This window comes from Mycolicibacterium arenosum (assembly GCF_024320865.1).
GTDB classification, from domain to species: Bacteria; Actinomycetota; Actinomycetes; order Mycobacteriales; family Mycobacteriaceae; genus Mycobacterium; species Mycobacterium arenosum.
Genome location: NZ_JANDBD010000002.1, coordinates 1 through 16,475 on the forward strand (window position 1 = coordinate 1; position 16,475 = coordinate 16,475).

Genomic DNA, 16,475 nt, shown 5'->3' on the forward strand with positions numbered 1-16,475 from the left:
GTGCCAGACGCATCCTCAAGCGCCACCTCGTCGACGTCATCTACCGAGCCATGCACACCGACCAAGCCACCTGGCAACACCAGATCAACACGTGCGAACGCCCCGCATTGACATAGAAGCATCATCTGCTCAAGACGTTCTGGGTCGGCGAGGGCGGCTGGTCGGAGGACCAGCTCGCCGACGGCACGATCGTGTGGACGAGTCCATCGGGGCTGAAACACCGAGCGCCGCCGGGCTCGCGGATCTACTTCCCGAACTGGGACCCCACCACCCCACTACCCGACACCCCGACACCGGTCACCGAACCCACCCCCGGCCGCGACCTGCGCATGCCACAACGAAGACGCACCCGCGCCCAACAACGCGCCGCGACCATTGCCGCCGAGCGACGACGCAACCGCGAAGACCGCCTCGCCGAATGCACCGCACCGTTTTAGATCGGGTACGTGACTCCGGTCAGCTGCTCGGACACCGACCAGAGCCGCTCCTGGATCTGAACGTCATGCGACTGATTGCTTGAACCAACGACTTTCGGGTTGCCACTGGCTTCGCCGAGCCCGTCGGGACCGTAGTACTGGCCGCCGGTGACGCTCGGATCCGTCGCTGCCCGCAGCGTCGGGAGCGCCCCCTTCGCGGCACTCTGCGCCACCAGGGAGACTGCGGGCACCAGGAATCCCGGCATGTGCCGCATCAACTCGGTGTCCGACAGGCCGGGGTGAGCGGCCACCGCAATGGTGTTCTCGCCCTTCGCCGCGAGCCGACGCTGCAGAACGTAGGTGAACATCAGATTCGACAGCTTCGACTGGCCGTACGCCGCGACGCGGTTGTACTTCTTCTCCCACTGGAGGTCGTCGAAGTGGATCTTGGCGATGATCCGGTGCCCGATGCTGCTCACGGTCACCACTCGGGATCCCGGCACGGGCAGGAGGTTCTCCAGTAGCAGACCGGTCAACGCGAAATGGCCGAGGTGGTTGGTGCCGAACTGAGTCTCGAAGCCGTCCTCGGTGACCGTGCGCGTCGCCGGGTACATGACACCCGCGTTGTTGATCAGCAGGTCGATCCGCGGGTACGCCGCTTTCAGCTCCGCCGCAGCCGCGCGCACCGACTCCAGTGAGCCGAGATCGAGCGCCTGCACGCTCACGTCGGCAGCCGATGCCGCATCCCTGATGCGGGTGGCCGCGGCCAGGCCTTTCTCGACATCGCGGACGGCGAGCACGACCTTCGCCCCGTGTTCGGCGAGAACCCTGGCCGTGTCGAAGCCCAGCCCCGTGTTCGATCCTGTGACGATCGCAACGCGGCCGCTCTGATCGGGCACATCGGTGTCGGTCCACTTCGAGCTCATGGTGTCCCAGGTTACTCAGGGGCGGGCCCGAGTTGCGCTGGACTGACAGCGGTTTACCTTTGCTCCATGGCTATCGGCGGGGTGCTGTTCGACATCGACGGCGTACTGGTGACGTCGTGGAGCCCGATCGACGGCGCCGCGAAGACACTGAAGGCGCTCGCGGACCATCAGATCGCGCGGACGTACCTGACGAACACGACGACGCGTACCCGTGTGCAGATCGCCGACCTGCTCACCGAAGCCGGGATGGACGTCACCGCCGACGAGGTCATCACGGCCGCGGTGCTCACCGCCGACTACGTCAGGGACCGCTACCCCGACGCCCGCTGTTTCCTGGTCAACAGCGGCGCCATCGGGGAGGACATGCCGGGTATTGACGTCGTGTACTCCGGTGACGTCCTGGATCGGGAGCCCGAGCGGCCCGACGTCATCCTGCTGGGCGGCGCGGGGCCCGAGTACGACCACGTCACGCTCAGCCGCGTCTACGACTGGATGGCGCAGGGCGTGCCGGTCGTCGCGATGCACCGCAGCACGGCGTGGAACACCGCCGACGGGCTTCGTATCGACACCGGCATGTATCTGATCGGCATGGAGGAGACGTCGGGGCGGAAGGCGACCGCGGTCGGCAAGCCGGCGCCCGAGGGGTTCCTCGCATCGGCCAGCCGGCTCGGCGTCGAACCCGAGGAGATGTACATGGTGGGCGACGACCTCAACAACGACGTGCTCGCCGCTCAGGTGGTCGGGATGGCCGGTGTCCTGGTGCGGACGGGCAAGTTCCGACAGGACACGTTAGATCGTTGGGCGGCAGACGAATTCGCGATGCAGCCGAATCACGTGATCGACTCGATCGCCGATCTGCCCGAGCTGCTGGGCCTGTAGCGGGCCGGTTAGCCGGGGGCGCGTTCCCACGCCGCGCGCCAGTTGCAGTGTCCGCTGAGAGTCAATGTCGCCAGCTCCGGGATCAATGTGAAGTCGCGGTAGTACCCGGTGTCGTTCGTGTGGGTGGTGGCCAACCCGCCGCCGGTCGGCGTCTGCACGGCGGTGCACACCTCACTGGTCGACCCCGACGCGCTCACCCAGGAATTCGCAGGCAGGATATCGGCGGCGTTGAGCGTCTGCGGTGACCCGTAGGTGTACCAGGTGTCCGCCGGTCTGCCGACGCCCTCGAGACGTTGCCACTCGGAGCCCGCATCGGATTTCACACACCGCAGCACCGCCCCGCCCGGCGCGAACGTCTGCGAATTCTCCATCGCCCCGCCGTTCTCAGTTCCCCAGCACGGTGCGCCGGCCTCGGGGGTCGGGGTGGCGCCCGCGAATCCGACGGCGCAGCAGAACGCGACGATGACCGCGACCGTCGTCCCTGCTGCGGCACCTGAGCGCCTCATTCCGCCGATGGTAGGCCCGGTTTCGGGGCCCACGATGAAAACCGTCGATTCGGTCGGTCTACCGGTTATGAGCACTGACACCATCTCCGTCCGCATCACCGTCGCCGCCCCCGCCGAGCGGGTGTTCGAGATTCTCGCGGACCCGTCCACTCATCAGGCCATCGACGGCACCGGCTGGGTTCGGGAGTCGCTTGACGGCCAGCCGCTGACCGCGGTCGGCCAGCACTTCCGCATCGCCATGTATCACGACAACCATCCCGACGGCGACTACGAAATGACCAACACCGTAAGGGTTTACGAATCACCGCGGGCCATCGCATGGGAGCCCGGGCAGGCCGAAGCGGACGGTGCGATCGGCTACGGCGGCTGGATCTGGCGGTACGACGTCACGCCCGTGAGCGAGGGCGTCGAGGTCACGCTGACCTACGACTGGTCCGCCGTCCCTGCGGAGCTCAGACAGCACATCGAGTTCCCGCCGTTCGGGCCCGACCACCTGGAGAACTCGCTGAGCCACCTGGCAATGCTGGCGACCGATTAAGCCCGAAGCGTCCGAACCGCCTCGATGCGCGCGGCGATCTGATCGGAATTGGCGGCCGCCACCACGGGGCCACCGCAGATCCGGCGCAGCTCGTTGTGGATCCACCCGTGCGGCTTACCGGTGCGGTGGTGGGCGAGCGTCACCAGCGCGTTGAGCTCCTTGCGGAGGTCGCGCAACTGGCCGTACGTCGTCGCCGGGGCTGTGACCACTCCTGCCGGAGCGGCTGCACTGCGCTTCGTCAGCTGTTCCTGTTGCCTGCGGCTCAACAGATCCCGCATCTGCGTCGCGTCGAGTAGGCCGGGGATGCCGAGATAGTCGGCCTCCTCGTCGCTGCCCGCCGGGGTCGCGGTGCCGAACGACGAGCCGTCGAAGATCACCTGGTCGAGTTCGGCGTCGGCCCCGATCATCTCGTAGCCGTTGTCCATGTCGCTGGACTCGTCCTTGGTCTTGTTCGCGTCCTCGAGCAGTTCGTCGTCGAGACCGTCGGCCTCGCGGTGCGGCTTGCCGAGCACGTGGTTGCGCTGCGCCTCCATCTCGCTGGCGAGCAACAGGAGGTTCGGCACCGACGGCAGGAACACGCTGGCCGTCTCGCCGGGCTTTCGGGACCGCACGAACCGCCCGATCGCCTGGGCGAAGAACAGCGGCGTCGACGCGCTGGTGGCGTAGACACCCACCGCCAGGCGGGGCACGTCGACACCCTCGGAGACCATGCGCACCGCGACCAGCCACTTCGACGTTCCCGCCGAGAACGCGGTGATGCGGCCGGACGAGCCGGGGTCATCGGACAGCACGACGGTCGGCGCCTCACCGGTGAGCCTGGTCAGCAGTTCGGCGTACGCGCGCGCCGCGGTCTGGTCCGACGCGATGATCATGCCGCCGGCGTCGGGCACGTGCTGTCGCTTCTGGTCCAGCCGCTTGTCGGCGGCGGCGATGACGGCGGGCATCCACTCGCCCGCGGGGTTCAGCGCGGTCCGCCACGCGCGTGCGGTCTGCTCCGCGGTGAGGGGCTCGCCGAGCCGGGCCGAGTGCTCCTCGCCCGCGCTGTCACGCCAGCGCGATTCCCCGGAGTACGCGAGGAACACGACGGGCCGCACGACGCCGTCGGCCAGGGCGTCGGCGTACCCGTAGGTGTGGTCGGCCTGCGAGCGAGCGAAGCCGTCGGGACCGTGTTCGTACCTGACGAAGGGAATGGGGGAGTCGTCGCTGCGGAAGGGGGTGCCGGTGAGCAGCAGCCTGCGCGTCGCCTCGTCGAACGCCTCGCGGATGGCGTCGCCCCAACTCTTCGCGTCGCCGCCGTGGTGGATCTCGTCGAAGATCACCAGCGTCCGCCGGCTCTCGGTGCGGACCCGGTGGCGGGTCGGGTGGCTGGCCACCTGCGCGTAGGTCACGACGACGCCGTGGTACTCGTCGGAGTTCTGCGCCGACGAGTTGCTGAACTTCGGGTCGAGGGCGATGCCGACGCCCGCGGCGGCCTGCGCCCACTGCACCTTCAGGTGCTCGGTGGGTACCACCACCGTGACGCGTTCGACGACGCCTTCCGACAGCAACTCCCCGGCGATCCGCAGGGCGAACGTCGTCTTGCCTGCTCCGGGGGTCGCGACAGCCAGGTAGTCCCGCGGTTTGGCGGCCAGATACTTGACCAACGCCCGACGCTGCCAGCCCCGCAATGCCTGGGTGCTGGGCGCTGCAGATGCCTGCACCCGTGAGACTCCTAACTGGTCACCCACGCCGGAGGCGTGCATTGGACCGAAGGGCAGTCTAGGGCAGGGTGTTTCGGGCGCGCATCATGACGCCGCGTGTCGCGGTGCTCCGCGTGTCGGCGCGGGGCCGCACCCAGAGTTCTGATACCGGACTGCCAAGCTGTCGTCAGCCTGGCCGCCTACGTTGCGCAGATGCTCTCGAGGCGATTCCTCCTCGGCGCGCTGGCCGGTTCCGCAGCGGTACTCGCCAGCGGAGTCGACGTCGCGGCCGCCCTCGCCGCGCCGTCGGGTGTCGATGCGCGCGACGTGGCGACGGCCAACGCCGGCCGGTCCCCGACGCAGTGGGGCATGACACTGCCCGGCATCGTGACGACGTTTGCCACGTCGGGTCGTCAGCTCGCCCTGACCTTCGACGCGTGCGACCGGGCGTGCGACGACGCGCTGCTCGACACCCTCGCCCACCACGGTGTCCCGGCGCTGCTGTTCGTCTGCTCGAAGTGGATCGACGCGAATCCCGGCCGGACGGAGCAGCTGGCCGCGAACCCGCTGTTCGACATCGGCAACCACGGCACTCGCCACGTGCCGCTGTCGGTGACCGGCAGATCCGCCTACGGCATCGCGGGCACGCACTCCGCCGCGGAGGTCGTCGACGAGGTCTGGGCCAACCAGACCCGGCTCACCTCGCTCCTCGGAAAGGGGCCGGTGTTCTACCGCACCGGAACGGCGCACTACGACGACGTCGCGGTCGACATCGTTCACCAACTCGGCCTGGTGCCCGTGGGCTTCTCGGTGAACGCCGACAACGGCGCGACGTCGGCGCCGACCTCGGTGAGCGCCGCCTATCAGCACGCTCCCGCGGGCTCGGTCGTACTGGCCCACGTGAACCATCCCGAGGCGGGCACCGGGGCGGGCGTGGCCGCCGCCATCCCCGCCATGCAGTCGGCGGGGTGGGAGTTCGTGCCGCTCGCCGGGCAGCGGCTCGCGTGACGGGCTACTCGACGAGGAAGTTGTCGTTGTCGATGAACCACTGCCGGCGTTCGTCGTCGCTCAGGTCGCCCAGCTCGGCGAGCCCTTCGAAGTAGTGCTCCCGCGGTGCCCCCGGCGCGAACAGTATGAGCACCGACGTCGGGTCGTCGAAGACGTTGCGGAAGCCGTGCACGCCGCCGGGCGGGACGTAGAGGAAGTCGTTCGCACCCCCTGCGGTCCACGCGGTGCCGTCGTAGAGCTCGATGGTTCCCGACAGGACGAAGAACGCCTCCGACATCGCGCGGTGAAAGTGCGGACCGGGGCCGCCGCCCCGCGGCGCGATGTCCACGCGGTACAGGCCGTAGTCGCCGTCGGTCTTCTGCTGGTTCGCCAGGTAGTGGTACTGGATGAGGCCGAACGCGTCGTAGTCGGCGGGCTCGTCGCCGCGCCGCAGAGTGGCGCTGACCTCCGGCTGTTCGGCGGTGTAGCGCGGCGGCGGGTACGGCGGGACGATAAGCGACATCGTCATCGACCCTACGGCCGACGGCTACGCGGGGACACTCACTCCGGTGAGTTCCTCGGAGACGTCCCACAGTCGGCGAGCCGCTTGGGGGTCGTGTGACCGCCGGTTCGAGTCGACGAGGGTGGGATAGCCGTTCATCTCCATGAACCCGCCGGGGCCGTAGTACTCGCCGCCCGCGACGTTCGGATCGGTGGCGGCCCGCAGTGTGGGCAGCGCACCCATCTCGGTGCTCTGCTCGAGGGTCCTGAACGCCAGTTGCACGACGCCGGGGAGGTGCCGCGAGAGTTCGGACGACGAGCCGCCGGGATGGGCGGCGACGGCGATGGTGTCGGTGCCCTCGAGCCTGCGCTGCAGCTCGTAGGTGAACAGCAGGTTGGCCAGCTTGGCCTGTCCGTAGGCGCCCGCGCGGCTGTAGCGCCGCTCGGACTGCAGGTCGTCGAAGCGGATCCGACCGAAACGGTGGCCGAGGCTGCTCACCGTCACGACGCGCGACAGCGGTGTCGACAGCAGCCGGTCCAGCAGCAGGCCCGTCAGCGCGAAGTGACCCAGGTGGTTGGTGCCGAGCTGGAGCTCGAAGCCGTCCGCCGTGGTCGATCTCGGCGCCATCATCACGCCGGCGTTGTTGATCAGCAGATCGAGTTGGTCGTGCTCGGCGCGCAGCTCGGCTGCTGCCGCCCGCACCGAATCCAGCGAGCCGAGGTCCAACTCCTGCAGTGACACGTTCGCGCCGGGATGGGCGCGGACGATGAGATCAGCCGCGGCCCTGCCCTTGTCGAGGTTGCGCACGGCGAGCACCACGGTGGCGCCCTTGGCGGCCAGGGCGGTCGCCGTCTCGTAGCCCAGCCCGGTGTTGGCTCCCGTGACGACCGCGATGCGACCGGTCTGGTCGGGGATGTCGGTGGAAGTCCAGCCTGTCTTCGATCCGCTCACGGGAACTCCTTTACGATGGATTCGGAACGTCCGCTCCGGTTGTCTCGACTATACGGAACGTGCGCTCCGCTTTGTCAACAGGGAAGGGAAACGTGACGTGACCGAAACAGCACGGCCGATGCGGGCCGACGCGGCCCGCAATCGCGCGCGCGTGCTCGAGGTCGCCTACGACACGTTCGCCGCCGAGGGGGTCGCGGTGCCGATCGACGAGATCGCGCGTCGCGCCGGCGTCGGGCCCGGCACCATCTACCGGCACTTTCCGACCAAGGAGGCGCTGTTCGAGGCGGTGATCTCCGATCGCGTCCGGGTGATCGTCGAGCAGGGCCGCACACTGCTCGCCGACGATCCCGGCACCGCGCTGTTCGAGTTCCTGCGCGGCATGGTTCGCACGGCGGCGTTCGACCACGGGCTGGCCGACGCGCTGGAGCGCTACGGCGTCGACTTCGACACCGCCGCGCCCGGCGCTGAAGCCACGTTCCTCGGGCTCACCGACGAGTTGCTGACCGCCGCCCAGCGTGCGGGCACGGTGCGCACCGATGTCGGCGCCGCCGAACTGAAGGCGCTGTTCATGGTGTGCAAGTCGAGCGGAGACATGGGCGAAGGGGTGGCCGAGCGCGTGGCCGACGTCGTCGTGGACGGTCTGCGGTCGCGCTAACCCCGGGCCCTGCCGGTGACGCGCTAGAGGGTCGTCTCGACGTTGGCGACGTCGTCGGCGACCGCGTCGAGGACCTCGATGTTGCGCCGCACGTCACGGCTCTCCTGCTCGCCGATCTCGTCGAACACCGCTGCCATCAATCCGTTGAACAGGCTGCGGGTGAGGACACCGACCCAGGAATCCTTGACGTCGGCGGGGATGACGTTGAACGTCATGCCAGGGAAGAACTCCAACGTCTTCACGAAGGCCCAGGCCTCCTCGCGCATCCACTTGATGGCGGGCCCGATGAGTAGGGCCTCGTCGCCGGGAACGGTGTCCAATATCGCCCTCAGCCGCGGCGAGATCTCCTCGACCTTGTCGAGCATGTCCTCGGTCTGGCTGGCCAGCACGGCGTTCACCGCCAGGAAGTCGACGCGCACGGAGTCGACGTTCCTACTGCCGGTGATCTCGTTCACCGCCATGCCCAGGTCGAACGCGGTGTGCGCGTTGATCCCCGCCTGAATGTGCTGAACGATGACCGGTCGGGGGTTGTCCAACTGATCGAAGGACGCCCGCCAGGACTCGGTGAGGGTGAACTCGTCCGGACGGAAGAACGCGTTGACCGCCGTCAGGTAGCGGGTGGCGAAGATCCCGGCGAGCCGGCTCATGCGTTCGCCGTCTTCGAACGCGTTCGCCTCCGCCGCCTGCTTGAGTGCGAGCGTGGTCCGCTTGTACACGGCGGCGAAATACCCGATCCGGTGCTCGGCCCCCTTCGCCCAGTCGATCAGCGTCTGCAACTCGTCGGCCGCGGCGTCGAAGGAGTCCGGCTCCCCGAAGCGCGGTGGGGTGTCAGCGGCGGGCACCTGCACATATTCGCTCGTGGCGGGCCTGGGGGCGGAGGTATGGCCCAACCTTGCACTCGCCTAGGTCGAGTGCTAAGAATGACGTTGGCACTCTCGATCAGTGAGTGCTAGGTCGGGACGGTGAGGCAGGGGCCGCACAGCCCACAGCCGTCCGTCGCGGGCACTGAACCCGGCCAACAAGACGTGCATCCCCAATCCGGAGGAATCACTTCGCAATGGCAAAGACAATTGCGTATGACGAAGAGGCCCGCCGCGGCCTCGAGCGGGGCCTGAACAGCCTCGCCGACGCGGTAAAGGTGACGCTGGGGCCCAAGGGTCGCAACGTCGTCCTCGAGAAGAAGTGGGGCGCTCCCACGATCACCAACGACGGCGTGTCCATCGCCAAGGAGATCGAGCTCGAGGATCCCTACGAGAAGATCGGCGCTGAGCTGGTCAAGGAAGTCGCCAAGAAGACGGACGACGTCGCCGGCGACGGCACCACCACCGCCACCGTGCTCGCTCAGGCGCTGGTTCGCGAGGGTCTGCGCAACGTCGCGGCCGGCGCCAACCCGCTCGGACTGAAGCGCGGCATCGAGAAGGCCGTCGAGAAGATCACCGAGACGCTGCTGGCATCGGCCAAAGAGGTCGAGACCAAGGAGCAGATCGCTGCCACCGCGGGCATCTCCGCCGGTGACCAGTCGATCGGTGACCTCATCGCCGAGGCGCTCGACAAGGTCGGCAACGAGGGTGTCATCACCGTCGAGGAGTCCAACACCTTCGGTCTCCAGCTGGAGCTCACCGAGGGCATGCGCTTCGACAAGGGCTACATCTCGGGGTACTTCGTGACCGACGCCGAGCGTCAGGAAGCGGTCCTCGAGGATCCCTACATCCTGCTGGTGTCGTCCAAGGTGTCGACCGTCAAGGATCTGCTTCCCTTGCTGGAGAAGGTCATTCAGTCGGGCAAGCCGCTGCTGATCATCGCCGAGGACGTCGAGGGCGAGGCCCTGTCGACCCTGGTGGTCAACAAGATCCGTGGCACCTTCAAGTCCGTGGCCGTCAAGGCCCCCGGCTTCGGTGACCGCCGCAAGGCCATGCTGCAGGACATCGCGATCCTGACCGGTGGCCAGGTCATCAGCGAAGAGGTCGGCCTCTCGCTGGAGACCGCGGACGTGGCGCTGCTCGGCCAGGCCCGCAAGGTCGTCATCACCAAGGACGAGACCACCATCGTCGAGGGCGCCGGTGACTCCGACGCCATCGCCGGTCGGGTTTCGCAGATCCGCGCCGAGATCGAGAACAGCGACTCCGACTACGACCGCGAGAAGCTGCAGGAGCGCCTGGCCAAGCTGGCCGGCGGTGTTGCGGTGATCAAGGCCGGAGCTGCCACCGAGGTGGAGCTCAAGGAGCGCAAGCACCGCATCGAGGACGCCGTTCGCAACGCGAAGGCCGCCGTCGAAGAGGGCATCGTCGCCGGTGGCGGCGTGGCGCTGCTGCAGGCCGCTCCGTCGCTCGACGAGCTCGAGCTCGTCGGTGACGAGGCGACCGGCGCGAACATCGTGCGCGTCGCGCTGTCGGCCCCGCTGAAGCAGATCGCCTTCAACGGTGGTCTGGAGCCGGGTGTCGTCGCCGAGAAGGTCTCGAACCTGCCCGCGGGTCACGGCCTCAACGCCGCGACCGGTGAGTACGAGGACCTGCTCAAGGCCGGCGTCGCCGACCCGGTGAAGGTCACCCGCTCGGCGCTGCAGAACGCGGCGTCCATCGCGGCGCTGTTCCTCACCACCGAGGCCGTCGTCGCCGACAAGCCGGAGAAGGCGTCCGCACCCGCGGGCGACCCGACCGGTGGCATGGGCGGCATGGACTTCTAAGTCCTAGCTCAACTCGAGGAGCCCGGTTCCGTTCGCGGGGCCGGGCTCCTTCGTGTGGGGAACAAAAGCGGCGGTACGCGAAGTTACCGAGGCATGCCGCTACCTCAGCCCTCGTCCACGTCCACCGCCGTCGTCACAGGGGCCTCGTCGGGAATCGGAGCCGATCTGGCTCGCGAGCTCGCCGCTCGCGGGCACGGTGTCACCCTGGTGGCCCGTCGCGAGGACCGGCTCTTCGACCTGGCGAAGGAACTCGACTCGGTGCGCGTCGAGGTCATCGCCTGCGACGTCGCCGATCCGGCGGCCAGGAAAGTACTGTTCGACGAGGTGCAGCGCCGCGGATTGACCGTCGACGTGCTGGTCAACAACGCCGGGATCGGAACGATGGGACCGGTTGCCGAGGCGGACGTCGACGGCGAGATCGCCCAGATCCGGGTCAACGTCGAGGCGGTCATCGACCTGACCACGCGAGCCGTGCAGCTGATGGTGCCGCGCGGTCGCGGCGCCATCCTGAACGTGGGCTCGACGGCGGGGTTCCAGCCGTTTCCCGGCCAGGCGGGCTATGCGGCGACGAAGGCCTTCGTCCGCTCCTACACCGAGGGACTGCGGGCTGAACTCGCGGGCAGCGGGGTCACCGTCGCCACCCTCAACCCCGGCCCGGTGCGCACCGAGTTCATCGCCTCCGCCGGCATGGACGAGAAGGCGTTCGCCGCCGCGTTCCCCAAGTTCATGTGGATGCCGTCACGGGACGTCGCGAAGGTCGGTATCGACGCGCTCGAGCACGATCGCGGCGACGTGATCGCCGGGCTGCCGAGCCAACTCAGCACCCGGCTGTTTCAACTGATTCCGCACCGGGTGCTACTGCCGCTGCTGGCGAAGCAGCACCCCGCGCTGAAGTCGCGCGACTGACTCACGCCGCTGCGTGACGTCGCCGCAGCATCGCCGCGTGCACGTGCATCGGCAGCGCGAGTCCCAGTGCCATGGCGGCGACGATCACCGACGCGCCGATGAGGTCGCCTGCCGAGGCGGACAGCAACTCCGCGGACGGGGCGCCTGCGAACTCGACGAAACCCGCCAGGGTGCGGAAGACGAATACGCCGGGCACCAGCGCGACGACGGCGGCGAAGCCGATGCCCGCGAACGGAATTCGCATGCGATGTGAGATCGGTACCAGCAGCGTTCCGACCAGTAGGCACGATGCGAACGCCGCGATCGCCAGGCTGGCGCCCGCCGCCACGGCCAACCAGTGCACCCCGTGGGCGAGCATGCCCGCCGCGACCGGCCAGCCGATCATCCGCCAGGGCATCGAGAAGAACACCGGGTAGGACGCCGCTGCCACGCCTGCGGCGACGACGTCGACGAGGAACGGTGCCGAACTCGATTGCGCCGTCACCGCCAGCGTCTGCCCGCCGGCGTGCAGGCCTACGATCAGCCCGCCACTGATCGCGGTGAGGAGCAGGAGCCCGAAGGCCAGTCGGGCCAGACCGAGCGGAACGCGAAGGTCGAGCATGTCGAGTGCGCCGTTGAGGATGTGCGGGCCCGGCACCAGCACCATCGCCGGGCAGATGGCGACCAGCGCCGCAGCGGTTCCGAGTCCGGCGTGCGTGGCCGCAGCGCCAACCCCGCCCGCCAGCAGGGCCGCGCCGAACGCCTGGGTCAGCGGGCCGGCACCGGCGGCGCCGAGCCATCGCCGAAGCAGTCCGCCGCCCGCGGCGGCCACCGCGACCAGGAGCAGTACCAGCGGCTGATCGGCCCCGTAGATGACCGACAGCGCGGCGGCGCCCGCCGCGCAGGCGATCACGAAAGCGGTTGTGCCGGAGCCTGGTTGACGCTCGGCCTTCGCAACCCCGGCGGTCACGTGCTCGAGTTCGAGCGGTCCGTCCTGGGCGCGGTCGGCGACGCTCATCATGGCCGCGACTCGGCGCATGTTGATCGCCGTCGGTGACACCGCCGAGGTGAGCACCGTGGTGCGGGACCCGGCAGCGGTCAACGTCAGCATCGACCACGTCGGGACCACGACGGCGTCCAGGTCCAGCCCGCGGTTGAGCCGCGCGACCGCGGTCTGGGTCATGGCCGTGGACTGTCCGTTGGCGAACAGCAGCGACGCCGCCGCCAGCAGGGCGTCGTACCGTTCGCCGCGATCGTCGGTCATGCGCCGCTGTCAGCGTTCGAGCGGAACGCAGTCGTCGCCGCATCCGGAAGCCGTCGGAGTGCCGGGTGTCGCCGCGCGGTGCAGTACCGCACGGGCCGGCGCGACCGTCAGTCCGGCCGCGGTGACGTCGGCGCGCCCGTCGGCGATGAGCGTGTAACCGCCCGCCTCGGTCGGCGGCCAGACCAGCGTCACGTCGGGGTGGGCGGCGGCGTTGCGGCGGGTGCTGTTCCCGATGCCCCCGACATGGAACCGACCGTCGGTCAACACCGGGTCGACGGCGACCGTGTGAGCGCTGTAGTCGTCACCGACCGTGACCAGGTAGGCGAACGTGAACTTCGCCAGGGCACCGGCCAATTCGTCGAGATTCACCGTGACGCTCACAAGCTGAGGATAGTGGGGCATCACAGCGCGCCGCGCAATGTCTCCGGCAGCAGGTACGTGCACACCAGGGAGACGGCGACGTAGGCCGCCAGCATCGCTCCGATGGCGGTCGCACCCCGGGCCGCCATGAGGGGCGCCGCGATCAGCGGGGGCAGCGCACCTCCGAACAGACCCGCGAGGTTCAATGCGAGGCCCGTGCCGCTGTAGCGGTACCGCGTCGCGAAGATCTCCGGAATGAACGCACCTATCGGCCCGTAGGCCGCGCCGGCGATGGCGTAGGTGCCCACGATGGCTACCAGGTACCAGCCGGCGGCAGCGGTGTCGATCATCGGGATCAGTACGAAAGCCCACGGCAGACCCGCGGCCAGAGCGATCATCACCACGCGACGACGTCCGTACCGGTCGCACGCGATCGCCGACAGCGCGCACATCGCGATCGCGGTGAGCCCGCCAGCCACGTTGACGACGAGAATCAGGTCGCGCGACAGGCCCACCAGGCTGTGCGCGTACCCGGTGAGATACGCGTTGGCCGTGTACCCGAAGGCCATGAACCCGATCATGCTGCCCGCGGCGAGCACCACCTCGCGACGCTGCTCGGACAGCAGCGCGAGCAACGGCATGCCGATCGCACCGCGGGCGTGTTCGCGGGCGAAGACCGGTGACTCGGCGACGTTGAGCCGGACGTACAGCGCGATCGCGACCAGCACGATGCTGAACAGGAACGGCACCCGCCACGCCCAATCGAGGAACGCTCGGCTGCTCTCACCGATCGTGGCGTTCACGACGAGGAACACCAGGCTGCTGATCGTGAGGCCGCTCCCGCAGCCCAACGAGGGATACATGCCGTAGCGGCCGCGAGATTCGGCGGGCGCGTGCTCTGTGGCGAGCAGTGCGGCGCCCGCCCACTCCCCGCCGACCGCGAAGCCCTGCAGGAGGCGCAGTGCCAACAGGAGCACCGGCGCGGCGACGCCGATAACCGCGGCGCCGGGGACGAGGCCCACGGCGACGGTGGACAGTCCCATGATGATCAGGGTGGCGGTCAGTGTGGCCTTGCGCCCCAACCGATCTCCGAAGTGCCCGAAGAACGCTGCACCCGCCGGCCGGGAGACGAACGCCGCGGCGAGCGTGGCCATGGACGCGACGATCGCCATGGTCGGGTTCAGATGCGGAAAGAACACCTTGGGGAACACCAGCGCCGCTGCGGTGCCGTAGATGTAGAAGTCGTAGTACTCGATCGCCGATCCCACGAAGCTCGCGAGCGCAACGCGCTTCATCGAGGTGCGCTGGGCGGGCCTGGTGACAGTGGTCATGCGGCCACGCTATTTTCGGCGTCGCCACATCTCGCGCTTGCGCGCACTACTCGCGTAACAGCCGATTAGCAGGTTGTGCGCATTGTGCTCAGTCGACGATGTAGCCAGCGGTGGCCCGAAGGTGCTCGATCGCCTCGGCGACGATGGCCGGTACCAGGTCCGCACACGACGGCAGGTCGTCGAGGATTCCCGCGACCTGGCCGGACGCAAGCACGCCGGCTTCGGTGTTGCCCTCGACCAGACCGGCCTTCAGCAGCATCGGGGTGTTGGCGGCCATCACGACCTGTGACCACGTCAGGTCCTTGCCGCGCCGCATCGCCAGTCCGTCGGTGACCAGTGACTTCCACGTCATGCCGGACATCTTCTTGAACTTCTGCGCGTTACCGACGGCCGCTGCGAGACCCCTTACGGGCGAGCCGCTTTCGAGCTTCTCGACGAGGCCGGTGCGGAGCACTCGGTGTGGCATGCCGTCTACGCGCGTCGACACCACGGTGCCGTCCAGCGCTGCCTCGAGGTAGCGCTTCTTGACGGCGTCGGGGACGGTCGAATCCGAGGTCAGCAGGAAGCGCGTCCCCATGGCGACACCGGCGGCACCGTAGGAGAGTGCGGCGGCGAGACCGCGCCCGTCGAAGAAGCCGCCGGCCGCGATGACCGGCATACCGGTGTCGGCGACGGCGTCGAGCACCGACGGCAACAGCAGCGTCGTCGCGATCGGTCCGGTGTGGCCGCCGCCCTCGCCGCCCTGCACGATCACCGCGTCGGCGCCCCATCCGGCGACCTTCTTGGCGTGCTTCGCCAGCCCGACCGACGGAATGACGACCACGCCGGCGTCTTTCAGTCGCGCGATGAGGTCGGGCTTGGGCGCCAGCGCGAACGACGCGACCTTGACGCCCTCGCGGATCAGCAGGTCGACGCGATCGTTCGCGTCGCCCGCGTCCGCGCGGATGTTGATGCCGAACGGCTTGTCGGTGGCGGCCTTGACCTTGCCGACCGCGGTGCCGAGTTCCTCGAGCGTCATCGTCGCCGAGGCGAGGATGCCGAGGCCGCCGGCGTTCGACGTCGCCGCCACCAGACGAGCACCGGCCACCCAGCCCATGCCGGTCTGAACGACGGGGTGCTCGATTCCGACGAGTTCGGTCAGGGGCGTCTTCAGCGTGGCCGTCATGACCGGATCTCGCGGTCTCGCAGGCCCTTCGGGTCGATGACCTCCTGGATGAGCTTCAGCTCGGCCCCGGTGGGCATCCTGGTCTGCTCTGCGGAGTCGAGTCCGTGCACCTCGAAGGACGTGTTCTCGGCGACCTCGGCCGCGTCCACACCGGGATGCAGCGAGACAGCGCGCATCTGGTGGTCGGGTCCGTTGAAGTCGAACACACCGAGGTTGGACACCACCCGGAACACGTTGACGAAGCGGTAGGCGGGATTGGCGGGATCGACCTTGTCCCAGCCGATCCCCGACACGATGTCGACGGACTCGCCGAACACGCGCGTCGAGTGGGCCCCCACCCAGTAGCTGGTGGCGTGATTGATCGAGTTGCCCGGCGCGCCGCGGACGCCGAACATCTGGCGCTTCGGGTGCTGGATCGGGCCGAACGCCGACAGGTTCTGGTTGCCGTAGCGGTCGACCTGGTTGGCGCCCATCACGACGTGCCGCCGACCCCACGCCAGGGTTTCGAAGACGCGGCCGAACGGCATCCAGCCCTCGATGGCTCCGGTGGCGCCCATCGCCGGGGTGTCGGCGAGGATGCGGGCCTCGCCGTCGGTCAGCAGGATGTCGGGGGAGAACGTCAGCCTCGCGAGGCGGGCGCCGATCGACACCATGTTGGCCATCGGGCTGACCATGATCTCGCCCGCATCGCGGAAGAGTTCGGCGCATGCGACGGCGCACACCTCGGCACGGGTTGCGGACATCTCTC

18 protein-coding genes are annotated in these 16,475 nt (G+C 68.7%); 7 read left to right on the forward strand and 11 right to left on the reverse strand.

Annotation, left to right across the window (positions count from 1 at the left end; all coding sequences use genetic code 11):
• The first annotated feature begins 191 nt into the window (after positions 1-191).
• Positions 192-437, forward strand: coding sequence for a hypothetical protein (locus NM203_RS03665; protein ID WP_255058319.1), 246 nt, complete (start codon positions 192-194; stop codon positions 435-437).
• Here the strand turns inward: NM203_RS03665 and NM203_RS03670 are convergent.
• Entirely contained in the window at positions 434-1,342 is a 909-nt protein-coding gene (locus NM203_RS03670; protein WP_255058320.1) for an SDR family NAD(P)-dependent oxidoreductase, read from the reverse strand. The two genes, NM203_RS03665 and NM203_RS03670, sit on opposite strands and share 4 nt — an antisense overlap.
• 66 nt (positions 1,343-1,408) lie before the next feature.
• Between NM203_RS03670 and NM203_RS03675 the strand changes: the two genes are divergently transcribed.
• Positions 1,409-2,221: an HAD-IIA family hydrolase gene (locus tag NM203_RS03675; protein ID WP_255058321.1), complete on the forward strand. Its 813-nt coding sequence runs from the start codon at positions 1,409-1,411 to the stop codon at positions 2,219-2,221.
• Between the two features lie 8 nt (positions 2,222-2,229).
• Here NM203_RS03675 and NM203_RS03680 read toward each other — a convergent pair whose 3' ends face one another.
• Positions 2,230-2,727, reverse strand: coding sequence for a hypothetical protein (locus NM203_RS03680; RefSeq protein WP_255058322.1), 498 nt, complete (start codon positions 2,725-2,727; stop codon positions 2,230-2,232).
• Positions 2,728-2,794: 67 nt separating this feature from the next.
• Here NM203_RS03680 and NM203_RS03685 point away from each other — a divergent pair, with 67 nt between their 5' ends.
• A complete protein-coding gene (locus NM203_RS03685; RefSeq protein ID WP_255058323.1) occupies positions 2,795-3,265 on the forward strand; it encodes an SRPBCC family protein in 471 nt (156 codons plus the stop codon).
• On the opposite strand, the gene NM203_RS03690 is transcribed toward NM203_RS03685, so the two are convergent.
• Positions 3,262-4,965 carry a DEAD/DEAH box helicase gene (locus NM203_RS03690; protein WP_255058324.1) on the reverse strand — a complete coding sequence of 568 codons (1,704 nt, stop codon included), beginning with the start codon at positions 4,963-4,965 and terminating at the stop codon, positions 3,262-3,264. The two genes, NM203_RS03685 and NM203_RS03690, sit on opposite strands and share 4 nt — an antisense overlap.
• A gap of 192 nt (positions 4,966-5,157) precedes the next feature.
• Between NM203_RS03690 and NM203_RS03695 the strand changes: the two genes are divergently transcribed.
• Positions 5,158-5,952, forward strand: coding sequence for a polysaccharide deacetylase family protein (locus tag NM203_RS03695; RefSeq protein ID WP_255058325.1), 795 nt, complete (start codon positions 5,158-5,160; stop codon positions 5,950-5,952).
• Between the two features lie 4 nt (positions 5,953-5,956).
• On the opposite strand, the gene NM203_RS03700 is transcribed toward NM203_RS03695, so the two are convergent.
• Both NM203_RS03700 and NM203_RS03705 read right to left on the reverse strand, forming a co-directional pair.
• Positions 5,957-6,454 (reverse strand): cupin domain-containing protein, encoded by a 498-nt coding sequence (locus NM203_RS03700; RefSeq protein WP_255058326.1) that lies wholly within the window; start codon positions 6,452-6,454, stop codon positions 5,957-5,959.
• A gap of 24 nt (positions 6,455-6,478) precedes the next feature.
• Positions 6,479-7,384, reverse strand: a complete 906-nt coding sequence (locus NM203_RS03705; RefSeq protein ID WP_255058327.1) for an SDR family NAD(P)-dependent oxidoreductase — start codon at positions 7,382-7,384, stop codon at positions 6,479-6,481.
• Positions 7,385-7,481: 97 nt separating this feature from the next.
• Here NM203_RS03705 and NM203_RS03710 point away from each other — a divergent pair, with 97 nt between their 5' ends.
• The gene (locus tag NM203_RS03710; RefSeq protein WP_255058328.1) at positions 7,482-8,039 is read left to right on the forward strand and encodes a TetR/AcrR family transcriptional regulator; all 558 of its coding nucleotides are present in this window, start codon (positions 7,482-7,484) and stop codon (positions 8,037-8,039) included.
• A gap of 23 nt (positions 8,040-8,062) precedes the next feature.
• Here NM203_RS03710 and NM203_RS03715 read toward each other — a convergent pair whose 3' ends face one another.
• Complete coding sequence (locus NM203_RS03715; RefSeq protein WP_255058329.1) at positions 8,063-8,881, reverse strand: DUF5995 family protein; 819 nt, start codon at positions 8,879-8,881, stop codon at positions 8,063-8,065.
• 215 nt (positions 8,882-9,096) lie between these two features.
• Between NM203_RS03715 and groL the strand changes: the two genes are divergently transcribed.
• Positions 9,097-10,722 (forward strand): chaperonin GroEL, encoded by a 1,626-nt coding sequence (groL, locus tag NM203_RS03720; RefSeq protein WP_255058330.1) that lies wholly within the window; start codon positions 9,097-9,099, stop codon positions 10,720-10,722.
• 93 nt (positions 10,723-10,815) lie between these two features.
• Positions 10,816-11,628: an SDR family NAD(P)-dependent oxidoreductase gene (locus NM203_RS03725; protein WP_255058331.1), complete on the forward strand. Its 813-nt coding sequence runs from the start codon at positions 10,816-10,818 to the stop codon at positions 11,626-11,628.
• Position 11,629: 1 nt separating this feature from the next.
• Here NM203_RS03725 and NM203_RS03730 read toward each other — a convergent pair whose 3' ends face one another.
• The 5 genes from NM203_RS03730 to ipdB all read right to left on the reverse strand — a co-directional run bounded on the left by NM203_RS03730 (position 11,630) and on the right by ipdB (position 16,470).
• A complete protein-coding gene (locus NM203_RS03730; protein WP_255058332.1) occupies positions 11,630-12,871 on the reverse strand; it encodes a threonine/serine exporter family protein in 1,242 nt (413 codons plus the stop codon).
• Positions 12,872-12,880: 9 nt separating this feature from the next.
• Entirely contained in the window at positions 12,881-13,252 is a 372-nt protein-coding gene (locus NM203_RS03735) for a pyridoxamine 5'-phosphate oxidase family protein (protein ID WP_255058333.1), read from the reverse strand.
• Positions 13,253-13,272: 20 nt separating this feature from the next.
• A complete protein-coding gene (locus NM203_RS03740; RefSeq protein WP_408633303.1) occupies positions 13,273-14,526 on the reverse strand; it encodes an MFS transporter in 1,254 nt (417 codons plus the stop codon).
• A gap of 124 nt (positions 14,527-14,650) precedes the next feature.
• A complete protein-coding gene (gene ipdC / locus NM203_RS03745) occupies positions 14,651-15,727 on the reverse strand; it encodes a (3aS,4S,5R,7aS)-5-hydroxy-7a-methyl-1-oxo-octahydro-1H-indene-4-carboxyl-CoA dehydrogenase (protein ID WP_255058335.1) in 1,077 nt (358 codons plus the stop codon).
• On the reverse strand, positions 15,724-16,470 hold the full coding sequence (ipdB, locus tag NM203_RS03750; RefSeq protein ID WP_255059094.1) for a cholesterol ring-cleaving hydrolase subunit IpdB: 747 nt from the start codon (positions 16,468-16,470) through the stop codon (positions 15,724-15,726). Before ipdB ends, ipdC begins: the two co-directional genes overlap by 4 nt.
• Between the last annotated feature and the right edge of the window lie 5 nt (positions 16,471-16,475).